Source organism: Streptomyces sp. NPDC093064 (assembly GCF_044754605.1).
In the GTDB taxonomy this organism is placed as follows: Bacteria; Actinomycetota; Actinomycetes; order Streptomycetales; family Streptomycetaceae; genus Streptomyces.
The window spans coordinates 242,417-264,891 of sequence record NZ_JBIVPK010000007.1 but is presented as its reverse complement, the minus strand read 5'-3'; the positions used below and the strand labels follow the sequence as shown (position 1 = coordinate 264,891).

The following is a 22,475-nucleotide window of genomic DNA, read 5'->3' as shown; positions in this document are numbered from 1 at the left end:
GAGCCGGACGACGTACCGGCTCACCGGCACCTGTGGACCGACCCGCTGGTGCGCCGCCACCTCGGCGGGCCGGTCCCCCCGGAGACGGTCGCCGCCCGCGAGCGGGGGCTGCGGCGGGTGAGGCGGTGGTCGCGGTGACCCAGGCGGCCAACACGTGTTGTCGGTGAAAAAAGTTGCTGTGACTTGCAGAGGTCTTGCTGTAATCCTTGCGCAGGCGATACGGTCGCGCCCACGCCCGACGGCGTCGTTGATGCCGGGGCGAGGGGCCGCAATCAAGTGAGCCGTACCGCCAAGGAGTTCACCCCGTGATACCGAGATGGCCGGCGCCCTCGCGGCGCCGCACCCCGTCAGGTGGACGCGTCGCCGCCGTCACCGCGGCCGCGCTCGCCGCAGCGCTCGTCCCACCGCTCTCGGCGCAGGCGGCCGCGAAACCGCCCGCGCCGCCCTCGGACGCGAAGCTCGCCGCGGAGCCGGCGCGGCACGACGCGACCCGGGAGCAGTTCTACTTCGTCCTGCCGGACCGTTTCGCCAACGGGGACACGTCCAACGACCGGGGCGGGCTGACCGGTTCACGGCTCGTCACCGGCTACGACCCCACCGACAAGGGCTTCTACCAGGGCGGCGACCTCAAGGGCCTGACGAACCGGCTCGACTACGTCAAGGGCCTGGGCACCACGGCCATCTGGCTGGCGCCGATCTTCAAGAACCAGCCCGTGCAGGGGACCGGCAAGGACGCCTCCGCCGGCTACCACGGCTACTGGATCACCGACTTCACCCAGGTCGACCCGCACTTCGGCACCAACAAGGACCTCGAAACCCTCATCTCCAAGGCGCACGCCAAGGGCATGAAGGTCTTCTTCGACGTCATCACGAACCACACCGCCGACGTCATCGACTACGAGGGCGGCTCCCACGAGTACCTGTCCAAGGGCGCCTTCCCGTACCTGACCAAGGACGGCCGGCCCTTCGACGACGCCGACTACGCGGACGGCACCAAGAAGTTCCCCGCCGTGGACGCCTCGTCCTTCCCGCGCACACCGGTCGTCCCCGCCGCCAAGAAGAACGCCAAGGTCCCGTCCTGGCTCAACGACCCGGCGATGTACCACAACCGCGGCGACTCCACCTACGCCGGCGAGAACTCCACCTACGGCGACTTCTCCGGCCTCGACGACCTGTGGACCGAGCGCCCCGAGGTCGTCAGCGGCATGGAGAAGATCTACCAGCGCTGGGTGAAGGACTTCGGTGTCGACGGCTTCCGCATCGACACCGTCAAGCACGTCGACATGGCGTTCTGGACCCAGTGGGCCACGGCGCTCGACACGTACGCCGCCGCCCACGGCCGCAAGGACTTCTTCATGTTCGGCGAGGTCTACTCCGCCGACACCTCCGTGAACGCCCCGTACGTCACCGAGGGCCGCCTCGACGCCACGCTCGACTTCCCGTTCCAGGACGCGGCCCGCTCCTACGTCTCCCAGGGCGGCAGCGCGAAGAGGCTCGCGGGCGTCTTCGGCGACGACTACAAGTACACGACCGACAAGGCCAACGCCTACGAGCAGGTCACCTTCCTCGGCAACCACGACATGGGCCGCATCGGGTACTTCCTGGAGCAGGACGACCCGAAGGCGACCGACGCCGAGATCCTGCGCAAGGACAAGCTCGCCAACGAGCTGATGTTCCTCAGCCGAGGCAACCCCGTCGTCTACTACGGCGACGAACAGGGCTTCACCGGCTCCGGCGGCGACAAGGACGCCCGCCAGACCATGTTCGCCTCCCGGGTCGCCGACTACCTCGACGACGACCGGATCGGCACCGACCGCGGCCACGCGAGCGACGCCTACGACACCACCGCGCCGCTCTACCGGCAGATCGCCGGCCTCGCGAAGCTCCGCAAGGACAACCCTGCCCTCACGGACGGAGTCCAGACCGAGCGCTACGCGGCGGATGGGCCCGGTGTCTACGCCTTCACCCGCACCGACGCCCGGACCGGGTCCGAGTACGTCGTCGCCTTCAACAACGCGGGCGAGGCGAGAACGGCCACGTTCGCCACCGGCTCCGCGCGGATGACGTACCGCGGGATCCACGGCACCGAGGCGGCCGTGACCTCGGACGCCGACCGCAGGGTCACCGTCTCCGTCCCGGCCGGATCAGCCGTCGTCCTCAAGGCCGCAGGCACCCTCGACCGGCCCGCCACCAAGCCCGCCGTCACCCTCACGCCCCCCGCCGCGGGCGCCATCGGCACCGTCGAGCTGAGCGCCGACGTCACCGGCGGGCAGCTCAACCGGGTCGTCTTCGCCGCACAGACCGGGAACGGCCCCTGGAAGGTGCTCGGCTCCGCCGACCACGCCCCCTACCGGGTCACCCAGACCCTGGCCCGGACCGTCCCGGCCGGCACCGCCCTGCGCTACAAGGCGGTCGTCGTCGACTCGGCGGGCCGCACGGCGAGCGCGACCGCGGACTCCACCACCGGCACCCCGCCGGCCCCCGAGGTTCCCACCGCCTCCTCCCGCGAGTACGCGGTCGTCCACTACAAGCGCGCCGACGGCGACTACGCCAACTGGGGCCTGTACGCCTGGGGCGACCTCGCCGACGGCGAGGCGACGAACTGGCCCGAGAGCCACCCCTTCATCGGCCGTGACCCCTACGGCGCCTTCGCCTACGTCAAGCTGAAGCCGGGCGCCTCCGACGTCGGCTTCCTGGTCATCGACAACGACGGCAACAAGGACGTCTCCGCCGACCGGTCCATCGACGTCACCAGGACCGGCGAGGTCTGGATCGAGCAGGGCAAGGAGGACGTGCGGACCGCGCGCCCCGACTATCCGGCGCAGGACCCGGCCAAGGCCGTCCTCCACTACCACCGGGCCGACGGGAACTACGACGGCTGGGGCCTGCACGTCTGGACCGGCGCCGCCAACCCCACCGACTGGTCGAAACCCCTCCAGCCGGTCAAGACTGACTCCTATGGCGCGGTCTTCGAGGTACCGCTCACCGACGGTGCCACCAGTCTCAGCTACATCATCCACAAGGGCGACGAGAAGGACCTGCCCGCCGACCAGTCCCTGGACCTCAAGGCGGCCAACGGCCACGAGGTGTGGCTGATGAGCGGCCAGGACAAGCCCCTGCTGCCGCAGCCCACCGGCGGCGCGGGCGCCCTCGACCTCACCACCTCCAAGGCGGTCTGGATCGACCGGGACACGGTGGCCCTCAAGGGCGTGGAAGGGGCCGCCTCCACCCAGCTCGTCTACTCCCACGACGGCTCGATCACCGTCCAGAACGGGACGCTGACCAGCGACGACGAGCGCTGGCTGCGGCTTGCCACGACCACGCTCACCGACACCCAGAAGGCGAAGTTCCCGCACCTGAAGGACTACACCGCCTACGCCGTCGACCCGCGCGACCGCGCCCGCGTCCGCGAGGCCCTGGGCGGCCAGGTCGTCGCCTCCCAGCGGGCCGCGAACGGCGCCGTGCTCGCCGCGACCGGAGTCCAGCTCGCGGGCGTGCTCGACGACGTGTACGGCACCCCGGCCGCCAAGGCGCAGCTCGGCCCCGTCTTCCACCAGGGCAGGCCCACGCTGAGCGTGTGGGCGCCGACCGCGCGGAGCGTGGCCCTGGAACTGGACGGCAAGTCGGTCGCCATGCACCGCGACGACACGACCGGCGTCTGGTCCGTCACGGGCCCGGCGTCGTGGAAGAACAAGCCCTACCGGTACGTCGTGACGGTATGGGCGCCCACCGTCCGCAAGGTGGTCACCAACAAGGTCACCGACCCGTACTCCATCGCCCTCACCGCGAACTCCGAGCACAGCCTCGTCGTCGACCTCGACGACCGGGCGCTGGCCCCGAGCGGCTGGTCGGGCCTGGCCAAGCCCAAGGCCGTACCGCTGCGCGACGCCCAGATCCAGGAGCTGCACATCCGCGACTTCTCCGTCGCGGACCGGACGGTCCCTGCCCGGGACCAGGGCACCTACCTGGCCTTCACCGACAAGAACAGCGACGGCTCCCGGCACCTGAGGGAGCTGGCGAAGGCGGGCACGTCGTACGTGCACCTGCTGCCCGCCTTCGACATCGCCACCATTCCCGAGAAGAAGACCGACCAGGCGACCCCCGACTGCGACCTGGCCTCCTACCCGGCCGACTCCGAGCGGCAGCAGGCGTGCGTGGCGGCGACCGCCGGGCGAGACGCCTACAACTGGGGCTACGACCCCTACCACTACACGGTCCCCGAGGGCTCCTACGCCACCGACCCGGACGGCACGGCCCGTACCGTCGAGTTCCGGCAGATGGTCAAGGCGCTCAACCAGGACGGGCTGCGCGTCGTCATGGACGTCGTCTACAACCACACGGCCGCCGCCGGCCAGGCGGACACCTCCGTGCTCGACAGGATCGTGCCCGGCTACTACCAGCGGCTCCTCGCCGACGGGACGGTGGCCAACAGCACCTGCTGCGCGAACACCGCGCCCGAGAACGCCATGATGGGCAAGCTGGTCGTGGACTCGGTCGTCACCTGGGCCAGGCAGTACAAGGTCGACGGCTTTCGCTTCGACCTCATGGGCCACCACCCCAAGGCCAACATGCTCGCCGTCCGCAAGGCGCTCGACGCGCTCACGCTCGAGAAGGACGGCGTGGACGGCAGGAACATCATCCTGTACGGCGAGGGCTGGAACTTCGGCGAGGTCGCCGACGACGCGCGGTTCGTCCAGGCCACGCAGCGGAACATGGCGGGCACGGGCATCGCGACCTTCTCCGACCGGGCCCGTGACGCGGTCCGCGGGGGCGGCCCCTTCGATGACGACCCGGGCATCCAGGGCTTCGCCTCCGGCCTCTACACCGACCCCAACTCCTCCCCGGGCAACGGCAGCAGGGCCGAGCAGAAGGCCCGCCTGCTGCACTACCAGGACCTGATCAAGGTCGGCCTGAGCGGCAACCTCGCCGCGTACCGCTTCACCGACACCGGTGGCAAGGAGGTCACCGGAGCCGAGGTCGACTACAACGGCGCGCCCGCCGGATACGCGGACGCCCCCGGCGACGCCCTCGCCTACGCCGACGCGCACGACAACGAGTCGCTGTTCGACGCCCTCGCCTACAAACTGCCGTCCGCCACGAGCGCGGACGACCGGGCCCGGATGCAGGTCCTGGCGATGGCGACGGCCGCGCTGTCCCAGGGGCCGGCGCTGTCCCAGGCCGGAACCGACCTTCTACGCTCGAAGTCCCTCGACCGCAACTCCTACGACAGCGGCGACTGGTTCAACGCCATCCACTGGAACTGCGCCGACGGCAACGGCTTCGGCCGCGGGCTGCCCATGGCGGCGGACAACCAGGACAAGTGGCCGTACGCCAAGCCGCTGCTCACCTCCGTCGCGGTGGGCTGCCCGCAGATCCAGGGGGCCTCGGCCGCGTACCGGGACCTGCTGCGCATCCGCACCACGGAGCGGGCCTTCTCCCTGGGCACGGCCGCGGAGGTGCAGCGGAAGCTGTCCTTCCCGGTGTCGGGCGGCGACGAGACGCCCGGCGTGATCACCATGAGGCTCGGTGACCTCATCGTGGTGTTCAACGCCACGCCCGAACGGCAGCGGCAGCGTGTCGAGGAGCTCGCGGGGACCGGCTACCGGCTGCACCCGGCGCAGACGGCGGGTGCCGATCCGGTGGTGAAGACCTCGTCGTACGAGAGGGCGACCGGGACGTTCACGGTCCCGGCGCGTACGGTCGCGGTGTTCAGGAACTAGCGCGGGTCCCCGGTCGACCCGGAACAGGAGTGCTCATGCCGCAGATCACCGTCGACTACTCCGAGCGGCTGGCCGACGCCTTCGACCGGCGTGCCTTCGCGCGGGAGCTGCACGCCCGCACGGTCGAGATCGCGGCCGCCAAGCCTCCGGCGTGCAAGACGCAGTTCCGCCGGACCGAGGACACCGTCGTCGGTCCGGACACCGAGGGGCACGCGATCGTGCACGTCACCATCGGCCTGCTGGCCGGCCGCACCGACGAGACCAAGGCACGCCTGACGGAGGCGGTCCTGGAGGCACTGCGGCAGCATGTGAAGCCGGTCGACGGCCTGGCGCTGCACGCGTCGGCCGAGGTCCGCGACCTCGACGCCTCGTACCGGAAGTTCGACGCCTAGCGAGCGCTGCCGGGAAGCGGCGTCAGGAGGCGAGAGCGACGAGCCGGCCGATCAGGTCCACGAAGGGGCCCTCGGCCGGCTCGTCCTTGAAGACCCGGCGCATGAGCGCGCCCATCTCCTCGTCGTGGGCGGCGCTGACCGCGACGAGCGCGCCGAAGTCGTGTACCAGCTGGAGCTCCAGCTCGGCGCGCGGGATGCGCCGGCCGTCCAGCCAGATCAGCGCCGTCGACTCCGCGAGCGAGATCCACGAGCGGACGACCAGCTCCAGCCGCGCGGGCGGCTCCTCGACCCCTAGGTGCGAAAGGATCTGGTCATACGCGGCCTGCCGGACGGAGTCGATGAGCGCGTTCGTCGTCGACGAGCCCACGGCCGGTCCGCCGCGCATCAGCGCTGAGAAGCCGGGTCCGTGCTCGTCCACGAAGTCGAAGTACCGGCGCATCACCCGCAGCAGCCGCGCCCCCAGCGGGCCCTCGCGCGGCTCTGCGAACCGGCCCGCCAGATCGTCCGAGGCGCGCTTCAACGCGGCCTCGTACAGGCTGAGTTTGCCCGGGAAGTAGTGGTAGACCAGCGGGCGTGAGATGCCCGCCGCCGACGCTATCTCGTCGATGGAGACCTCGTCGGGCGAGCGGCGGCTGAACAGTTCGAGGGCGACGCCGATCAACTGCTGCCGTCGTTCCTCGACTCCCATCCTGCGGCGAACCCCGGTAGTCATGCGAACACCTTACCGATCGATTCCAGCCCTGAACGGACTGGAGAGGACCGACCGCGGTGTTCGACCTCGGGGCGTCACATCCTCCCACGCCGGCCGGTCACTTCTGGCGCAGCGCGTCGACGGACCTGCCGTCGTCCAGCGTCCCCTTCAGGTCGGCCTGGGCGCCCTGCCGGGTCCGTACGGCGAGCAAGTGGCCCTGAGAGGAGGCGTTGACCCCGCCTGTGGCGCTGATCGAGGCGGTGTCCCGGCCGCCGGCGGCGAGCAGGTACCAGGTGCCTGCCTCCGACTTCCACAGCACTCCGGCCAGCACGTGCGGATCGCGGGCGCCGCACGCGGGCACGTTCTCGGCCTTGGCCGCGACCGCCGCGTACTTCCCGCCGGGGGTGTGGAACTGGGCCAGCACGCGGGGCCCGTCGCCCCGCCAGGTCTCGGCCCGGGTGCACACCCACGCGGCCGTTCCGGTCGCGTCGGGCAGCGGCTGCTCGGCGTACTGCCAGGCATTGACCGACCGAACCCCCTGCGCGCGCACGGAAGCCAGTGAGCAGGCCAGTGGCGCCCAGGCGCGCAGCCCCGCCGCGCCGGACGCCTCCTGCGGGGCGTCCGGGCGGCCCGTGGTGAGGCGGGCGGGGGCCAGCTCGCCGAGGTCGGCCAGGACATGCGTGCCGGGTTCGCCGGTGAGCTGGAGCACGTTCCACGAGGTGCAGGCGCCGGTCTTCTGGACCGGGCTGGCCAGCGGCCCGGTGACCCCGTCCGTGATGCCGAGGTCCATCGCCCCGGCGTCCGGCTTGAGCAGGTCCCGCTCGGCCGCCGCCTTCACCCAGGGCGCTGTCAGATAGCGGACGTTGCCGTCGGAGCGGCTGAGCACCACCGCGCTCGCCTCCGCGCCGGCGGCGCCGTCGACCCGGGCGAAGTCGAGGGCGGCCCCGGCCGCGGAGTCCTTCGGCTCGGCGTAGCGGGCGATGCGCAGACCGTCGTGGAAGAGCACCACGCGCGCGTTGTCGACATCGCCGGCGTAGAGCAGTTGCGGCGGTCCGGCGGGGCCGCCCGTGGCGGTGCCGGGGGTGGCCGAGATCCGTACGGACCCGCCGGGGCGGGCCCAGACGGCGAGGGCGCGGCGCAGCAGGGCCGTGTCGCCGGCCCGGTCGCCGCGGGCCGCCCATACGGAGAGGTCCAGCCGCGCGGAGGTCCGCCAGGCGGTGGGGGCGACCCTGGTCAGCCTGCCCGGGTCCAGGGCGGCCTCGGCGGACGGGTTCTGCGCGTAGGCGGGCGCGGCGGCGCCGTCGGGGCCCCAGCCGCCGCCCGGCAGGGCGACCAATGCCCCGCACACGGCGAGGGCCGCCGCCGCGGCGAGCGCGGCCTTGGCGTGCTGCCTGCGCCGCTTCAGGTCGGTGGGCCGGGCCTGCAACGAGCAGGGGTCGAACTCGGGGGAGTCGAGGAGCGCGTACTGGGCGGGCAGGCGGTCGGCCTGGCGGAGCGCTGCGGCCGGGTCGGCCACGCCCGCGGCCTTCAGCACGTCCCGGACGGCGTGGTCCGGGAGCCTTTCCAGGCCGCGCAGGACGTAGGCGGCACGGGCCGGCCCGGACAGGGTCGCCAGCTTCTGGTCCAGGGCGAGTTCGTCGGCGCCGCCGGTGTGCGGGAACAGGCGCAGGCCCCACACCAGGGGCATCATCGGCGGCAGTTGGGCGCGTACGGGCCGGATCCGGCGCCTGAGAGGGCGGCCCGCCCCCAGGGCCGTGCGGATCACCTGGAGGCGGACGAAGGCGTAGCCCGGGTCGGACTCGCGGCCGGCCGACTGGGCCGGGATCACGGTCGCCGAGGACCGGCCCCGCGGCAGCGCCCGCTGTGCCAGCGCGTGCGCGGTCAGCACGCGGCGGCCCCGCCCGAGTCCGGGCGGCAGCACCAGATAGGCGAGCCGGACCAGACGCGGATAGTGCTCGACGAGCGCGGCCTCGGCCCGCTCGGCATCGACGACCGGCCCGGGGGAGGACTTGTGGCGCGGGGCGACATGCTGTGACTGCACGTCCAGGCAAACGAGCGAGCCGGTCCTTGGTCACATCGCCGCCCGGCGGTCTCAGCCCTCCGGTTCGACCAGCAGCCGGGCGTAGTTCGTCATCGAGCGCTGGTAGCGGGGCAGATGGGGCGCGAGGGCGCCGAGGACGAGGGACAGGCCCTCGCGGTCACGGCCCAGACTGGACAGGCACAGGGCCAGACACGCCCGGACGGCGTCGTCCAACTCGTCGGAAGGTCCGTCCAGTTCGGGCGTGAGCAGCTTGACGCCCTCCTCCGGCCGGCCGATGTTCCGCAGCGAGCTGGCCAGTTGGATCCTGGTCCGGCGGCCCCGGTAGCCGCTCAGCCCACGCGCCAGTGCCTCCCGGTAGAGCGGCACCGCGCGGTCCGAGTGGCCGGTGGAGTCCCACGCGCAGGCCTGCTCGAACGGGCCGAGCGGGCTGCCGTCGGGCAGTTCGGCGACGAGCGCGTCGATCCGCGCCCGGAACGCGGGCGCCTCGTCCTCGGAGTAGTCGTCGAAGCGGGCCCAGGCGTCGGCCACGCGGTCTTCCCAGTCCTGGTTCACCGGCTCACGCTCGCACGCGTGTGCAGGTGGCGTCCACCCGATTGAGCGCTGTGCGCGCCGGAGCCGTATCGAAGGGCGGCCCCCGCCGGGGCCCGGTGCGGCATGCTTGTGGCTCGTGCCGCCGGGAACGGAGTGCCGGAAGCGACCGGAGGAACAGATGAGGGTGACCCGACCGATGCTCGCGGTGGCCGGTGCCGCGGCGGCACTGGTACTGACGGGGTGCGGCTCCGGTGACGGGGAGGCGGCGAAGGTGCCGCCGACGGCGACCGGCAGCCTGGAGAGCCTGGCCGCCGAGGTGAAGTGCGAGCCGGACATGCAGACCGACGCCGACACCATCCGGCAGGCGATCTGCACCAACTCCACCGGCAAGTTCGTCCTCGCCACCTTCGCCACCGACCGTGGCCAGCGGGAGTGGATCGACGACGCGAAGGACTACGGCGGCTCCTACCTCGTCGGCCGCAAGTGGGTCGCCGTCGGCGACAGCGGCGTGGTCACCGCGCTGCGCTCCACCCTCGGCGGTGACGTGGAGACCGGCACCGACCACAGCGCCCACGGCGGCTGAGCCGCCGCCACCCCCAACTCACGGGCCCACGGGCACACGGCGAAGGCCGGCGGCGGGATCTCCCGCCGCCGGCCTTCCTCAACGGATCACCAACGGTTCACCGGTTCAGTGCGTCACTTGCAGTTCCGGCCCGAGTTGACGCAGTTGGCGATCTTGTTCGCCAGACCGCCGGTCGTGATGTTGATGAAGTCGTCGTGGTCGGTGGCCGCCTTGTGCAGCTGCTCCGGGAAGCCGTCGACCGCGTAGGCGTTCTTCACCACGCCGTTCTCGATGGCCGGCTGCGGCGCGTCGTAGACCAGGCGCATCGTCAGCTGCGGGATGGCCTTGAACCCGCCGGGGCAGTTGCCGCGCTCGTCGGCGAAGGCCACGTGCGTACGGTGGTTGGCGCTGTCGGTGTTCTGTCCGTCCCAGCAGCTCTGGAAGGCGAACGTGCGGACCATCTGGCTGCCCTGCGGGCAGATCGGGTACTGCTCCGTCAGCTGGACCTTGTTCTCGAAGCCGGTGCAGCTCCAGTGCGCGTTGGCGTTGGCCAGACCGTTGGTCGTGGTCTTGGCGTCACCGGTGATGATGCGCAGGAACTGCGGCATGGCGACGACCTTGCCGGTCGGGCTGCCGACGTACTTGATCTGCGCCTGGACGGGCTTCAGGATCCGGCCGACGTTGCCCTCCTTGCCACCGCCGTCCGCGTCCTGGTCGAAGTCCTGCGTGCCGTCCTGGACCCGGACCACCGGCCAGTAGTACGACGACAGGTCGTTCTTGTTCTGGCAGCTGGTGCCGCCCTGGAGGAACGTGTCGTTGCTCGCGAACGCGTCGATCTTCTGGTTGCCGACGTAGTCGTGCAGGTGGTGGGCGCCGTTGGCCACACCGGGCGCCACGATCACGTTGTCGGTGTTGTGGTTGCCGTTGGCGTTCACACCGCAGCGTGTGGTGAAGGAGCCGGTCGCGGCGTTGCGGTTCTTGCGGGGCTTGGCCGGGACGTTGGGCTGGACCGTGGTGATGTCCACGAAGTCCGTCGCGACCGGGCCGTTTCCGGCCTGACCGCCGACGCCCTGCTGCCCGTCGTCGCCCGGCTGGCCGCCGTCGTTCTGGCCACCGTCGTTCTGACCGCCGTTGTCGCTCGGCTGCCCGTTGTCCTGGCCGGTGTCCTGACCGTCGTTCTGGCCGGTGTCCTGGCCGGGCTCACCGCCGCCCGCGTCCGTCTGGTTCTGCTCGACGGGGGTGCCGATGCAGGGTGCGAGATTGTCCAGGTCGCCGGGGGTGTTGCCACCGGCCCGGTTGATCTCCAGCTTGATCCGGTCGAGGATCACCTTCCGCCGGTCCTTCAGCGGGCCCAGGATGGAGTTCTGGACGAAACTCGCGTCCCTGGCCTGCGCGTCGCGCGTGGTGGCCAGCCGCTGGTACGCCTCGGTGATCTGCTGGTCGAGCGTGGCGAGTTCGCCGTCGACCTCCCCACGGGCCCGCTCCGGCACGGCGGTGAGCTTCTGGCCGACGTCCGGGCACGAGATCGTCGCGACCTGTGCGTTGACGGCCTTCGTCCGGTTGCCTCCCCACGCGTCGTTCTTCGACTCGTGCGCGGATGCGTAGTAGTTCGCCCAGACAAGCCCGCCCCCACCGAGCGCTAGGGCCGCCGCCCCGGCTATGGCCTTGGTGGCCAGCGGCATTCGGCGTTTGCGTGTGTTGCGTCCCATGGAACTCCTCTGATCCTTGCGGGGCAGCATCGAGGCGCCCGACAGGAGTGAAGCGGCTCCCATGGATACGGACACGGTCCCGGACGTGTTCAGCCGACCCACGAATTCATTCGCGATCCGTGGGTCAATCGGGCCGCAACTGCCGCTTTTCCACCGGCAGTTGCAGCAACACCGGCTGAGATCCGGGCTCTTCGGCCCGAGGCCCGCCTACAGCCCGAGCGCCTTCGCCTCCAGGGCGGGATCCACGCCCACCGGAGGCCGGTCCGGCCGCTGGGGCGCCGTACCGCCCAGGCCCTGGAGCCAGGTCCAGGTGTCCGCGACCGTCTCGTCCACGGGACGGCAGCGCAGACCGGTCGCGAGGGCCCGGCCGACATCGGCGCCGTGCAGCGCGTCGTGGCCCTCGCTGCCCGGTGGCATCCACACCGGCAGCTCCGTCCAGGGTTCGATGCCCGCGGCGAGAATCGTCTCCGGATCGGTCCAGCGCAGTTCGGCGTCCGCGCCGGTGGCCCGCACACAGGCCTCCAGCAGCTCGCCCATCGTCGCGTGCCCCTGCGGGCTGATCATGTTGTACGGCCCGCTCAGCTCCCCCTCCACCGCGCCGAGGATCCACGCGGCGAGGTCGCGGACGTCGATGTACTGAAGGGGCAGGTCCCGCGGACCGGGCGCCAGCACGGGGCCGCCGCGCGCGATCCGGTTCAGCCACCACGGCAGCCGCCCGATGTTCTCGTGCGGCCCGAGGATCAGCCCGGCCCGTACGAGCACCGAGCGGTCCGCCCCGAAGGCCTCCACCGCGGCCAGTTCGGCGCCCAGCTTGTCCTGCGGGTAGTCCGTCTGCTCGGCACCGGCGTCGGCGCCCTCGACCAGCGGCGCCGCCTCGGTGTAGCCGGCGGGCGGGGCCCAGGCGTACACCGAGCAGGTGGACACATACACGTACCGGCCGGCGCGGTCCCGCAGCAGCCGCGCCGCGTCCCGGACCGCGCGGGGCGCGGCCGACCAGGTGTCGACGACCGCGTCCCACGCGCCGTCCGTCAGGGCCGCCAGCCCGTCGGGCGCGGTGCGGTCGCCGTGCAGCGACCGCACCCCGGGAACGGGCGCGTGCCGCCCCCGGTTCAGGACCGTCACATCCCAGCCGCGCCCGGCCGCCGCCTCGGCGACGGCCCGCCCCGCGAACTCCGTACCACCCAGCACCAGAAGTCTCATACCGGTGACTGTGCCCGTCAGGGCCGTGGCAGGGAACCGGATTCTGCCGTCGGCAGAGATCAACGCCCGGCCGGCGGAGCGTACTTGTAGCCTACGCGGCGTACGGTCTGGATCGTCAGGCGGTGTTCGGCGCCGAGCTTGCGGCGCAGCCGGGCGATGTGGACGTCGACCGTGCGGCCGTCGCCCACGTGGCCGTAGCCCCAGACCGTGGTGACCAACTGGTCGCGGGTGTGCACCCGGTGCGGGTGGGCCACGAGGTGGGAGAGCAGCTCGAACTCCAGGTAGGTGAGGTCGAGTTCGCGTCCGTCCACCGCCGCGATCCGCCGTACGGAGTCGATGCGGACGAGCGCGTCGCCGGCACCGGGCGCGGTGTCGGCGGCCGTCCCGGCCTCCGGGTGGTCCGGCACCGCCACCGGCAGGTACGGCGGCTGCTGGTCGGCGGGCACGAGCACCAGGTAGCCGACCATCGGGGGCCGGCCCGGCAGCCTGGGCAGGGCGTGCTGCGGAGCCGGCAGCCAGGTGGCGCCGGGCGGCAGGAGATCGGCGATCTCCACGACCTCGTCCCGGTCCACGGCCCGCAGTCGGTGCCGTGCGGAAGCGAGGGAGCGGGAGGAGGCGGGGCTGGGAAGGGCGGTGTCGGTCAGAGAACGGGTGGTCGCCATGACAGGTCAGCTCTTTCGCGGGAGAGGTTCGCCGGGGGACCGACGGCCGCGAGTTCGTGGTCGGGCGCGTCGGGGACGTACGTCGTTCCGCGCTGGCCGGAGGCCGGGGTGTACGGCTTTACCGGGCCCGCGCGCTCGGCGCGCGGCAACAGAGCCGGTCGAAGTCGTGGTGCTGACGGGAGGGCCAGAACGGCTCCAGGTCGTCGCGACTCGTCGCGACGCACTTCCGGAAGCCCACCATGCCCCCATTGAAGCAGACCCCGTGTCCGGACAGGACCCTCTTCCCGCCGCTTCTCACTGCGCGGACACCTCCTCGCCGGGATGCCGGCGAGGAGGTGTCCGCGCCACCCGTTCGGATCAGACCTGCCCGGCCTTCTCCAGGGCGGTGCAGCAGGTGTCGATCAGCAGGCGCGTCACGACGTACGGGTCGACGTTGGCGTTCGGCCGGCGGTCCTCGATGTAGCCCTTGCCGTCCCGCTCGACCTGCCAGGGGATGCGGACCGAGGCACCGCGGTCGCCGACGCCGTAGGAGTACGCGTCCCGCGGGGCGGTCTCGTGCAGGCCGGTGAGGCGGTCGTCGATCCCGGCCCCGTAGTTCTTGACGTGGTCCATAGGCCTGGAGCCCTCGCCGAGTGCCTCGCACGCGGTGATGATCGCGGCGTAGCCCTCGGGGCCCTCGCGCATCGCCCTGGTGGAGAAGTTGGTGTGGGCGCCTGCGCCGTTCCAGTCGCCCTTGACCGGCTTGGGGTCGAGGGTGGCCGAGATGCCGTGGCCCTCGGCGGTGCGGTAGAGCAGCCAGCGGGCCACCCACAACTGGTCGGCGGCCTGGAGCGGGGACAGCGGGCCGACCTGGAACTCCCACTGGCCGGGCATGACCTCGGCGTTGATGCCGGAGATGCCGAGCCCCGCCGTCAGGCAGTTGTCCAGGTGCTCCTCGACGATCTCCCGGCCGAAGATCTCGTCGGCGCCGACACCGCAGTAGTAGCCGCCCTGCGGGGCCGGGTAGCCGCCCTCGGGGAAGCCGAGCGGGCGGGAGCCGTCGAAGAAGGTGTACTCCTGCTCGATGCCGAAGACCGGCTCCTGCGCGGCGAACCGCTCCGCGGCCTCGGCCAGCGCGGTCCGCGTGTTGGACGGGTGCGGGGCGAGCGTGATGTCGAGGACCTCGCACAGCACGAGGATGTCGTCGCCGCCGCGGATCGGGTCCGGGCAGGAGAAGACCGGCCGCAGGACGCAGTCGGAGGTGCGTCCCTCGGCCTGGTTGGTGGAGGACCCGTCGAAGCCCCAGAGCGGCAGTTCGGCGCCCTTGGCGTCGTCGCCGAGGATCTTCGTCTTGGAACGCAGCTTGGCCGTCGGCTCGGTGCCGTCGATCCAGATGTACTCAGCCTTGAAGGTCACGGGCCACATCCTCCGGGGTCTCACTCGCGCGCGCTCACGGGCGGCGCGGCGCCGCGGCACGGTGCGCCGCGGCGGCTGTTCAGCAGCCTGTCAACGGGCGGTTTCCCGGCCGTTGCCCGAATGTGAACCCCGTGTTACCCGGCGCCGTTGTGGCGCGGTTCACCCGGTACGGGTGAGGGCCTGCTTGCTCCCGGCCGGGAGCAAGCAGGCCCTCACCCATGGGGGTCGGCGTCAGCCCACCTTCTCGATCACTGCGCGCCGGATCAGGAACTTGCCCGGCTCCCGGACCTCCTCGAAGGCCGCGTCGTTGAGCAGGACGCAACTGCCGGAGACGGACGTGACCTTCACCGTGGTGGACTTGTTGTTGTCCAGGTTGGTGACCTTCAGCGTGGTGCCCGCCGGGAACTGGTTGCTGGACGCGGCCGGTGCGCCGCCCTCGCCGGAGAGCGTCACGGTGGAGCCCTGGCAGACCTGCTGACCGGACGCCGCGACGCCGCCGCCGGCGTTCCCGGCCGCACCGTCTTGCTGACCGGCCTGCTGACCGGCCTGCTGGCCCGCTTCCTGTCCGTTCTGCTGGCCCGCTTCCTGGCCGTTCTGTGCCTGCTGCCCGGTCTGGGAGTCCTGAGCCGACTCCCCCACCGTGCACCCGGACGCGGCCTGCTTGCGCTTGATCTCCTCGATGACCGCCTCCCGGTTGGCGATCCGCGCCTCGGACAGCGCGTCCGGGTCGGCCCGCTGGCCGTCGATGAACTTCTGGTTGTTGCCGAGGGCGGTGGCGAGCCCCTGACAGACCGTCGAGTCCGCGGCGGACAGGGTGCGCGGAGCCTCCGGCTGCGCGGCGTTGGACGTGGCGGCCAGGGCGAAGGCCCCGCCGCCCGCCACCGCCGCGGCCGTGACCAGCAGCGCGACTTTCTTCTTCGTGCTGACAGTGCGCCTACGCGACATGCGCGCCTCCTGAAGGGGTGGGGGAGCGTACGCCGCTAGGTACGAGATGCCGAACGAGGTTACTCAGCGGTTGCGGAACCAGTTGAAGTGACCTGTGTCACACGGGAGTTGGCGGCACGGTGCGCTGAGGCACGCCGCGCTCACCCGCGTCCGAGCGCGTCCCGCACCGCTTCCTCGGTCCGGGCCACGACCGCCGTGCCGTCGTCGGCCGTGATGATCGGACGCTGGATCAGCTTCGGGTGCTCGGCCAGCGCCGTGATCCAGCGTTCGCGCGCCCCGGCGTCCCGCGGCCAGTCCTTCAGCCCGAGTTCCTTGGCGGCGGCCTCCTGCGTCCGCGTGATGTCCCACGGCTCGAGCCCCAGCCGCCCGAGCACGTCCCGGATCTCCTGCGCGGTCGGTACGTCCTCCAGATAGCGGCGCACGGTGTACTCGGCACCCTCGGCATCGAGCAGCCCGACGGCACTGCGGCACTTTGAGCAGGCCGGATTGAGCCAGATCTCCATGCGGCCACGGTACGCGAAGGGCCCAAGGACCCGAGGACTCCGGGACCCGAGGACCCGCGGGAAACGGATGCGGGAAACCACTGTGGGAATCCGCCGCGGAGAACCCGTGGAAACCCGTCTCCCGCCTGCGTCACTCCAGCCCCGAAAGCCCTTGTGGCCAGGGGGTTTTGTCAGTGCTGCGCAGTAGAATTGAAGCAGTGTTCGAGAGCGTCGCCGGGGTCTTTTCGCGGCGCTCCCACCGCGACAGGAGGATGCCTGTGGCCGCTGCCGCACTGAAGCCGAAGCCGTTGCCGACCCAGTCCACCGCGAAGCGTCCCGTCCTGCTCGACCTCCCCTACGAACCCGTGGCGAAGCGGCCGTTGCCGCCGGGGCGTCCGCGTGAGTGGTACGTCATCCACAACCGCCGTCTGAAGGCGATGCGGCTCGCCATCGCCCTGCTCGACTCGGGCGTCTACATGCCGCACCAGGCCCGCGACGAGACGATCCGCTCCATCGCCGAACTGATCGGCGTGCACCCGCCGTCGAACACGACGTGCCACATGGTGCGGGCGCTGATGAGGTACTCGCGCTGACCCCGGACGCCGGGCACCCCGCGCCCGTGGGGTGCCCGGCCCCACCCACGTCACCGCCTACGCCGCCAGCTCCTTCTCCAGCGGTGTGCGGAAGCGCGGTGTGACCCGCGTCGGGCCGAGCCGGTCTCCCAGCTCCCGCGCCTGCCGGGCGATCTCCGCCTCCGCCTCCGCGCCCACCCCTTCCCGGTCCAGGATCCGCCAGACGATCTCGCCGTCGGGGCGCTGGGCCCAGGCTCCGACGACCCGGCCGTTCCACCACACCGTCGGGCCGACGTTGCCGCTGCCGTCGAACAGGGCCGGCCGCAGCCCGGGCGCGAGGTACCAGTCCCGCTGCTGCCAGCCCATCGCCGTGGGGTCGAGACCGGGCAGCAGGGCCGCCCACGGTTCGGCCGGGCCGGCCACCGGGGCGACGTCGTCCTCGGTGACGTACGCCGTGCCCTCGTCCACTCTCACCTCGCGCGCCCCTGCCGCGGCCAGAGCCCGCCGCACGTCCGTCACCCGCCATCCCGTCCACCACTTCAGGTCGGCCTCGGTCGCCGGGCCGCAGGCCGCGAGCCAGCGGCGCAGCAGGTCGCACTGGGCGCCGGCGACGTCCAGCTCGGGATGCTCGGGCGCGAGGGCCCAGCGGAACTGCGTGGACGTCCAGGAGCCGAGCGGCCGGCCCCGGACCACCTTGCCCTCCACGCCCAGGACGCGCAGCAGCCGCGAGGACACCGTGTGCACGCCCTCGTAGCTCTTCCCGGCCGCGTACGCGAACTGCTCCCGCAGCCGCGGCTCGTCCTGGGCGAGCTCGGTGGCCGTGGCCTGCCCGCGGCGGGCCAGCGCGGCCAGCGTCGACTCCTCGACCTCCTTCAGCCAGGCCGCGTCCGGCGCGCCCGCCTTCGCCATGTCCTTGATCAGGGCGGCGCGGGCGCGGGCGGCGACGGCGATGCCGGTCGAGGCGTGGACGACGGCGGTCAGCTCCGCCGGGAAGACGAAGACCGTGTGCCGCATGCCGTGCATCCGCACCAGTGTGCGGTCCTCGTACAGCGCGCGTTCGGTCTGCGGCACTGTTCCGGCGGGTTCCGCCAGGCGGGCGCCGACGCCCAGGTACACCGTCGCCGGGTCCGTTCCGTGCAGTGCCACCAGCGCCCGGGCGACCTCCTCCGGCGTCCCCGCCCGCGTCCCGGCGGCCAGCCGGTGCCGCAGGGCCAGCCTGGCCCGCCGCTCCGCCACGTCGATGTACCGGGGCTCCCCGCCCATGAGACCTCCGCCCGTAGTAGTGCCTGACGGCATCCTGCCCGACACCACTGACACCGGGCCCTCGTGCTGAGGAGTTCCGCAGGGCCCGAGGGGTCCCGCGGGGTCGCTCAAGGACCTCGCTCACAGGCCGGGGGCGCCCCACACCGGGAACCAGCGGCTCAGGTCCGGCTCGATGCGCAGATCGTCGGCCAGGGTCGCCTTCACCCGGAGTTCCAGCGGGTTGTCGCGCCGCTGCGCCTGGCCGGCCAGCGACGCGAACGGGTAGAAGGTGCCCCGCTTGTACAGGTACACCAGCGCCAGCCGCCGGTCGGCGTCGTCCTGGAAACCGGCCAGGGAGCACAGGAGCTGGGGGCCGAAGCCGTTGACCTCCATCGCGCTGTTCACCGCGTGCAGGTCGTTGACCAGCTCGGGCAGCTGGTCGGGAGTGCGGCGGGAGACCAGCCAGGAGTAGCCGTAGGAGTCCTGGGACAGCTCCACGGGCGGCCCCCCGCGCTCGGCGTCGGCGTCCAGCAGGGCCTGGACCTCGCGGTGCGTCTGCTCGAAGGCGGCACCCTCGACCGTGGCGAAGCACACCGCGCCCTGCCCGGTCGGGGTGAAGCCGGCCGCCGCCTGAAGGGTGATGGCCGCCGACGGCAGCGCGAACAGCTGGTCCAGGTCGGGCAGGGCGGGTTTGGTACGGCCGAGCAGAATGTCCAGGAGCCCCATCCTCAGCCCGCCTTCCCCGGCGTCGCGGCCTCGCCCAGCTCGGTGGAGATCTGCGCCAGCTGCTCCAGCCGCCGCTCCAGTGTCGGGTGGGTGGAGAACAGCCGGGAGATGCCGGGCTCGGAGCCCAGCGCCGGCGTGAAGTAGAAGGCGTTGAAGGCCTGTGCGGTGCGCAGGTCCTCGGACGGGATCCGCCCGATGTCACCTGTCACTTTGGTGAGCGCGGCGGCCAGCGCCGAGGGCCGTCCGGTCAGCAGCGCCGCCGCGCGGTCCGCGGCCAGCTCCCGGTATCGCGACAGCGCCCGGATCAGCAGGAAGCTGATCGCGTACACGGCCGCCGAGACGCCCATCACCATGGCGAACAGGACGAGGGTGTTCTGGTCCTTGCGCCCGCGCCCGCCGAAGAGCTCCGAGTAGAAGGCGAACCGCACGACCAGGCCCGCGACCACGCCGAGGAACGAGGCCACCGTGATCACCGCGACGTCCTTGTGCGCCACGTGCGACAGCTCGTGCGCGAGCACGCCCTCCAGCTCGGCCGGTTCCAGCCGCCGCAGCAGCCCCGTGGTCACGCACACCACGGCGTTGTCCGGGTTCCGCCCGGTCGCGAACGCGTTCGGCATGTCCATGCTGGACACGGCGACGGTCGGTTTGGGCATGTCCGCCATGGCGCACAGCCGGTCGACCACCGCGTGCAGCTCGGGATATTCCTCCCGCTCCACCACCCGGCCGTGCATCGCGAACAGGGCGATCCGGTCGGAGAACCAGTACTGGGCGGCGAGCACGCCGGCCGCGATCACCACGACCAGCACCCAGGACTTCAGCAATACGATCAGTACGGCCACGAACGCCACGTACAGCAGCCCGAGCAGGAACAGCGTGACCCCCATGCGCACGGTCAGCCGTCGGTCGCTCCGGAAGCGGCTCTGCATCTTGCATCACCCCGCAGTCAAGGCACTCGTCCCGCCATCCAGTGTGCACCTGCGGATGCCCATGAAGCGGTCCTGATCGGCTCCAGGAGGGGCAAAAGCCGCCTGTGAGTCCGCGTGCGCGCGGGGTGCGCGAGCGGCCTCCCCGGCCTCGGAAGACTCGGAGGCCCCTCAGAAGACTGGGAGGACTCAGAGGCGGCCGTGCGTCTGCGCGTACCCGAGCAGCACGATCACCGCGGCGACGCAGCCGAGGACCACGACCGTGGATATCCACGACGAGCGGCGCGGTGCGACCGGGTCCGGGTCGGCGCGGAACGGGACCGGCCCCGGCGGACTGTGCTTCCACCGCGCGGCGAGCATACGGGCACGGGCGGACGGCTCCTTGTGCTCGGCGGCGCGCGCCCACCGATGATCGAACTCCCGCTCAAGGTCGTCGTTCTCGGTCATCCCCGTTACCTCTCCGGTCCTTATCCGTCCTTGATACCGACGAGGAATCATCCCCTGACTGCGGGAGTGCTGTGAAGCGATCGTCACTGTGAGGCGATCGCTCGAGATGCTGTGTGCTCGCCGGGAAGCTAGCCTCTATGGGTGAGGGCGGCGGTCCGGGAACAGGCCCGGCGTCGACCGAAGACCCTGCTCACGGGGCTGACAGCGCGACCGCGCGAGCCCCGCCGCCTGTACTCGGGCCAACACCTACGACCGCGCCGCCGAACCCTTTCCGGCTGCGGCTGCGGCCCTGCTTCTCGTGCCCGAAAACGCACGAGGGGGTGGAAAGGAAGGTATTTCCATGAAAGCACAGCGCGCAAGGCGTCTCCTCGCAACGTCCGCTGTCGGTGTTCTGATGGCGGCCGGCACCGCCCTCGGCGCGGCGGGCACGGCCTCGGCAGCGACCCCGGCTACGACTCCGGCCCATCTCTCCACTGTCTCCACCAGCGTCACCCACGGTGGCGGTTGCGGGTGGTCCCGCTGGTGCGGCGGTTACAGTCGCGGCGGCTTCTTCGGCCCCGGCTACGGCGGCTACGGCGGCTACGGCTTCGGGGGCTACGGCGGCTACGGCTTCGGTGGATACGGCGGCTACGGCTTCGGCGGCAGCACGGTGGTGGTCGTGGTCCGCTGACGGACAACACGGCCAAGGGCCGCCCCCCGGTACCCGGGGGGCGGCCCTCACCATGACGCCTGCCGATCGGACATCGACCAGACGCCGCAGACGCCGATCACACGTCGAAACAAGCGCCGGCGTCCCCGCGTACCTGCGGAGGCCCGCACGATCAGTGGACGTCTGTCCCGAGCGGGTCCTGGGTGGTACCCGTGGTGACACGGAGCAGCTCTCGCCGCGGTCGCCTCGGGGGCGATCGTGCCTGACGCGAGAGAGGTCGGGATTGGTGTGAAACTGGGCGCGGAAGGTGGTGATCCCCGTGTCGGACCCACCGCATGCGTCCGCGGTTCCCGACGCCGCCGTCGACGAGAGCCGGCTGGAAGAGCTGATCATCGAGGCGCAGACGGCCCTGCCCGTCGAACTGCCCGCCCTGGCGAACCGGTGCGCCTCAGCCCTCGGCCTGGACACCGCGCTGATCTACCTCATCGACCTGCAGCAACGGCTGCTCATCCCACTCGACGAGGCCTTGGAGCCGCTGCCGGTGGCCGACTCGCCGGCCGGCAGGGCGTACCGCACCATCTCCCCGCAGGTGGCCGACGCCGGCCACGGCGTGATCGTATGGATGCCTCTGGTGGACGGCGCAGAGCGGCTGGGCGTGCTGGCGGTACGGATCGCCGCGCTCGACGGGGTGCGTATCCGCCGCAGCCGGATGCTGGCCCATCTGTTCGCCATGCTGATCACCTCCAAGCGCGCCTACAGCGACTGGCTCGCCGCCCGCACCCGCATTACGACCATGCGGTTGCCCACCGAGATGCTGCGGGCCTTCCTGCCACCCCACACCGTCGGCAGCAGCAAATGCGTCTCGACCGCGGTCCTGGAACCGGCGTACGACATCGCCGGCGACGCCTTCGACCACTCGGTGGTCAAGAACGTGCTGCACACCATGATCCTCGACTCCATGGGCCACGATCTGGCCTCCGGCCTGACCACGTCGGTCGCCATGGCAGCAGCGCGGAACACCCGCCGCGCCGGTGGCGAACTGGCCGACGTCGTCGGCTCCGTCGACCAGGCGCTCGCCCGGTGGCTGCCCGACCATTTCTGCACCGGCGTGCTGTGCCGCCTCGACGCGGAAACCGGGGTGCTGCACTGGGTCAACTGCGGTCACCCGCCGCCGCTGCTGATCCGTGCAGAGCGGGTGCTCGACGGGGCGCTGGACAGCCCCCCGCAGCCCCCGCTCGGCCTGGCCGGCGAACTCGCCCCGACAGCCCGGCAGGTACACCGGACGACGCTGAAACCGGGCGACCACGTCCTGCTCTACACCGACGGCGTTGTGGAGGCACGCGACACGGATGGACTGGAATTCGGCCTCGACCGGTTCACTGACTTCATCATCCGCTCCTCGGCCGCCGGCCAGCGCCCGGCCGAGGTACTACGGCTGCTCATCCACGCCATCCTCGATCAGCAGCCCAACCAACTGAGGGACGACGCGACCATCCTGCTGTTCGAATGGCGCCCGTAGCACCGGCAACGGATATTGCTTCGGTGTTCGGCGCCGCTGCTCGGCGTGCCGGGTGCGGACCCCGCCC

The 22,475-nt window shown here is 71.7% G+C and carries 19 protein-coding genes; 6 read left to right on the top strand and 13 right to left on the bottom strand.

Annotated elements, in window-relative coordinates; translation table 11 throughout:
- Window positions 1-305 precede the first annotated feature (305 nt).
- Together pulA and ACIQFZ_RS12060 are read left to right on the top strand one after the other, a co-directional pair.
- Window positions 306-5,720, top strand: coding sequence for a pullulanase-type alpha-1,6-glucosidase (pulA, locus tag ACIQFZ_RS12065; RefSeq protein ID WP_402691153.1), 5,415 nt, complete (start codon window positions 306-308; stop codon window positions 5,718-5,720).
- Between the two features lie 35 nt (window positions 5,721-5,755).
- Window positions 5,756-6,112, top strand: a complete 357-nt coding sequence (locus tag ACIQFZ_RS12060) for a 5-carboxymethyl-2-hydroxymuconate Delta-isomerase (RefSeq protein ID WP_365420744.1) — start codon at window positions 5,756-5,758, stop codon at window positions 6,110-6,112.
- A gap of 22 nt (window positions 6,113-6,134) precedes the next feature.
- On the opposite strand, the gene ACIQFZ_RS12055 is transcribed toward ACIQFZ_RS12060, so the two are convergent.
- The 3 genes from ACIQFZ_RS12055 to ACIQFZ_RS12045 all read right to left on the bottom strand — a co-directional run bounded on the left by ACIQFZ_RS12055 (window position 6,135) and on the right by ACIQFZ_RS12045 (window position 9,396).
- On the bottom strand, window positions 6,135-6,824 hold the full coding sequence (locus ACIQFZ_RS12055; RefSeq protein WP_361409272.1) for a TetR/AcrR family transcriptional regulator: 690 nt from the start codon (window positions 6,822-6,824) through the stop codon (window positions 6,135-6,137).
- Between the two features lie 97 nt (window positions 6,825-6,921).
- Window positions 6,922-8,844 (bottom strand): hypothetical protein, encoded by a 1,923-nt coding sequence (locus ACIQFZ_RS12050; RefSeq protein WP_383062888.1) that lies wholly within the window; start codon window positions 8,842-8,844, stop codon window positions 6,922-6,924.
- A 51-nt stretch (window positions 8,845-8,895) separates the two neighbouring features.
- Window positions 8,896-9,396 carry a tetratricopeptide repeat protein gene (locus ACIQFZ_RS12045; protein ID WP_402691152.1) on the bottom strand — a complete coding sequence of 167 codons (501 nt, stop codon included), beginning with the start codon at window positions 9,394-9,396 and terminating at the stop codon, window positions 8,896-8,898.
- 157 nt (window positions 9,397-9,553) lie between these two features.
- Between ACIQFZ_RS12045 and ACIQFZ_RS12040 the strand changes: the two genes are divergently transcribed.
- The gene (locus ACIQFZ_RS12040; RefSeq protein WP_365420753.1) at window positions 9,554-9,958 is read left to right on the top strand and encodes a hypothetical protein; all 405 of its coding nucleotides are present in this window, start codon (window positions 9,554-9,556) and stop codon (window positions 9,956-9,958) included.
- A gap of 113 nt (window positions 9,959-10,071) precedes the next feature.
- Here the strand turns inward: ACIQFZ_RS12040 and ACIQFZ_RS12035 are convergent, their stop codons facing one another.
- The 6 genes from ACIQFZ_RS12035 to ACIQFZ_RS12010 form a co-directional block, all read right to left on the bottom strand.
- Window positions 10,072-11,646 carry a DUF1996 domain-containing protein gene (locus tag ACIQFZ_RS12035; RefSeq protein WP_402691151.1) on the bottom strand — a complete coding sequence of 525 codons (1,575 nt, stop codon included), beginning with the start codon at window positions 11,644-11,646 and terminating at the stop codon, window positions 10,072-10,074.
- A gap of 207 nt (window positions 11,647-11,853) precedes the next feature.
- Window positions 11,854-12,846: an NAD-dependent epimerase/dehydratase family protein gene (locus ACIQFZ_RS12030; RefSeq protein WP_365434632.1), complete on the bottom strand. Its 993-nt coding sequence runs from the start codon at window positions 12,844-12,846 to the stop codon at window positions 11,854-11,856.
- A gap of 59 nt (window positions 12,847-12,905) precedes the next feature.
- Window positions 12,906-13,508 carry a winged helix-turn-helix domain-containing protein gene (locus ACIQFZ_RS12025; RefSeq protein WP_365774480.1) on the bottom strand — a complete coding sequence of 201 codons (603 nt, stop codon included), beginning with the start codon at window positions 13,506-13,508 and terminating at the stop codon, window positions 12,906-12,908.
- A gap of 357 nt (window positions 13,509-13,865) precedes the next feature.
- The gene (gene glnII, locus ACIQFZ_RS12020; RefSeq protein WP_402691150.1) at window positions 13,866-14,903 is read right to left on the bottom strand and encodes a glutamine synthetase; all 1,038 of its coding nucleotides are present in this window, start codon (window positions 14,901-14,903) and stop codon (window positions 13,866-13,868) included.
- 231 nt (window positions 14,904-15,134) lie between these two features.
- Complete coding sequence (locus ACIQFZ_RS12015; RefSeq protein WP_402691149.1) at window positions 15,135-15,848, bottom strand: hypothetical protein; 714 nt, start codon at window positions 15,846-15,848, stop codon at window positions 15,135-15,137.
- Between the two features lie 140 nt (window positions 15,849-15,988).
- Complete coding sequence (locus ACIQFZ_RS12010) at window positions 15,989-16,351, bottom strand: arsenate reductase family protein (protein WP_402691148.1); 363 nt, start codon at window positions 16,349-16,351, stop codon at window positions 15,989-15,991.
- Between the two features lie 257 nt (window positions 16,352-16,608).
- Here ACIQFZ_RS12010 and ACIQFZ_RS12005 point away from each other — a divergent pair, with 257 nt between their 5' ends.
- The gene (locus ACIQFZ_RS12005) at window positions 16,609-16,923 is read left to right on the top strand and encodes a hypothetical protein (protein WP_141361526.1); all 315 of its coding nucleotides are present in this window, start codon (window positions 16,609-16,611) and stop codon (window positions 16,921-16,923) included.
- A 57-nt stretch (window positions 16,924-16,980) separates the two neighbouring features.
- Here the strand turns inward: ACIQFZ_RS12005 and ACIQFZ_RS12000 are convergent, their stop codons facing one another.
- The 4 genes from ACIQFZ_RS12000 to ACIQFZ_RS11985 form a co-directional block, all read right to left on the bottom strand.
- Complete coding sequence (locus tag ACIQFZ_RS12000; RefSeq protein WP_402691147.1) at window positions 16,981-18,165, bottom strand: winged helix DNA-binding domain-containing protein; 1,185 nt, start codon at window positions 18,163-18,165, stop codon at window positions 16,981-16,983.
- Between the two features lie 120 nt (window positions 18,166-18,285).
- Complete coding sequence (locus tag ACIQFZ_RS11995; RefSeq protein ID WP_402691146.1) at window positions 18,286-18,870, bottom strand: hypothetical protein; 585 nt, start codon at window positions 18,868-18,870, stop codon at window positions 18,286-18,288.
- A 2-nt stretch (window positions 18,871-18,872) separates the two neighbouring features.
- The gene (gene htpX, locus ACIQFZ_RS11990; RefSeq protein ID WP_365430480.1) at window positions 18,873-19,796 is read right to left on the bottom strand and encodes a zinc metalloprotease HtpX; all 924 of its coding nucleotides are present in this window, start codon (window positions 19,794-19,796) and stop codon (window positions 18,873-18,875) included.
- Between the two features lie 186 nt (window positions 19,797-19,982).
- Complete coding sequence (locus tag ACIQFZ_RS11985) at window positions 19,983-20,240, bottom strand: hypothetical protein (protein WP_365430478.1); 258 nt, start codon at window positions 20,238-20,240, stop codon at window positions 19,983-19,985.
- 394 nt (window positions 20,241-20,634) lie between these two features.
- Here ACIQFZ_RS11985 and ACIQFZ_RS11980 point away from each other — a divergent pair, with 394 nt between their 5' ends.
- Window positions 20,635-20,910, top strand: coding sequence for a hypothetical protein (locus ACIQFZ_RS11980; protein WP_402691145.1), 276 nt, complete (start codon window positions 20,635-20,637; stop codon window positions 20,908-20,910).
- 289 nt (window positions 20,911-21,199) lie between these two features.
- Window positions 21,200-22,408, top strand: coding sequence for a PP2C family protein-serine/threonine phosphatase (locus ACIQFZ_RS11975; protein ID WP_376650962.1), 1,209 nt, complete (start codon window positions 21,200-21,202; stop codon window positions 22,406-22,408).
- Window positions 22,409-22,475 lie beyond the last annotated feature (67 nt).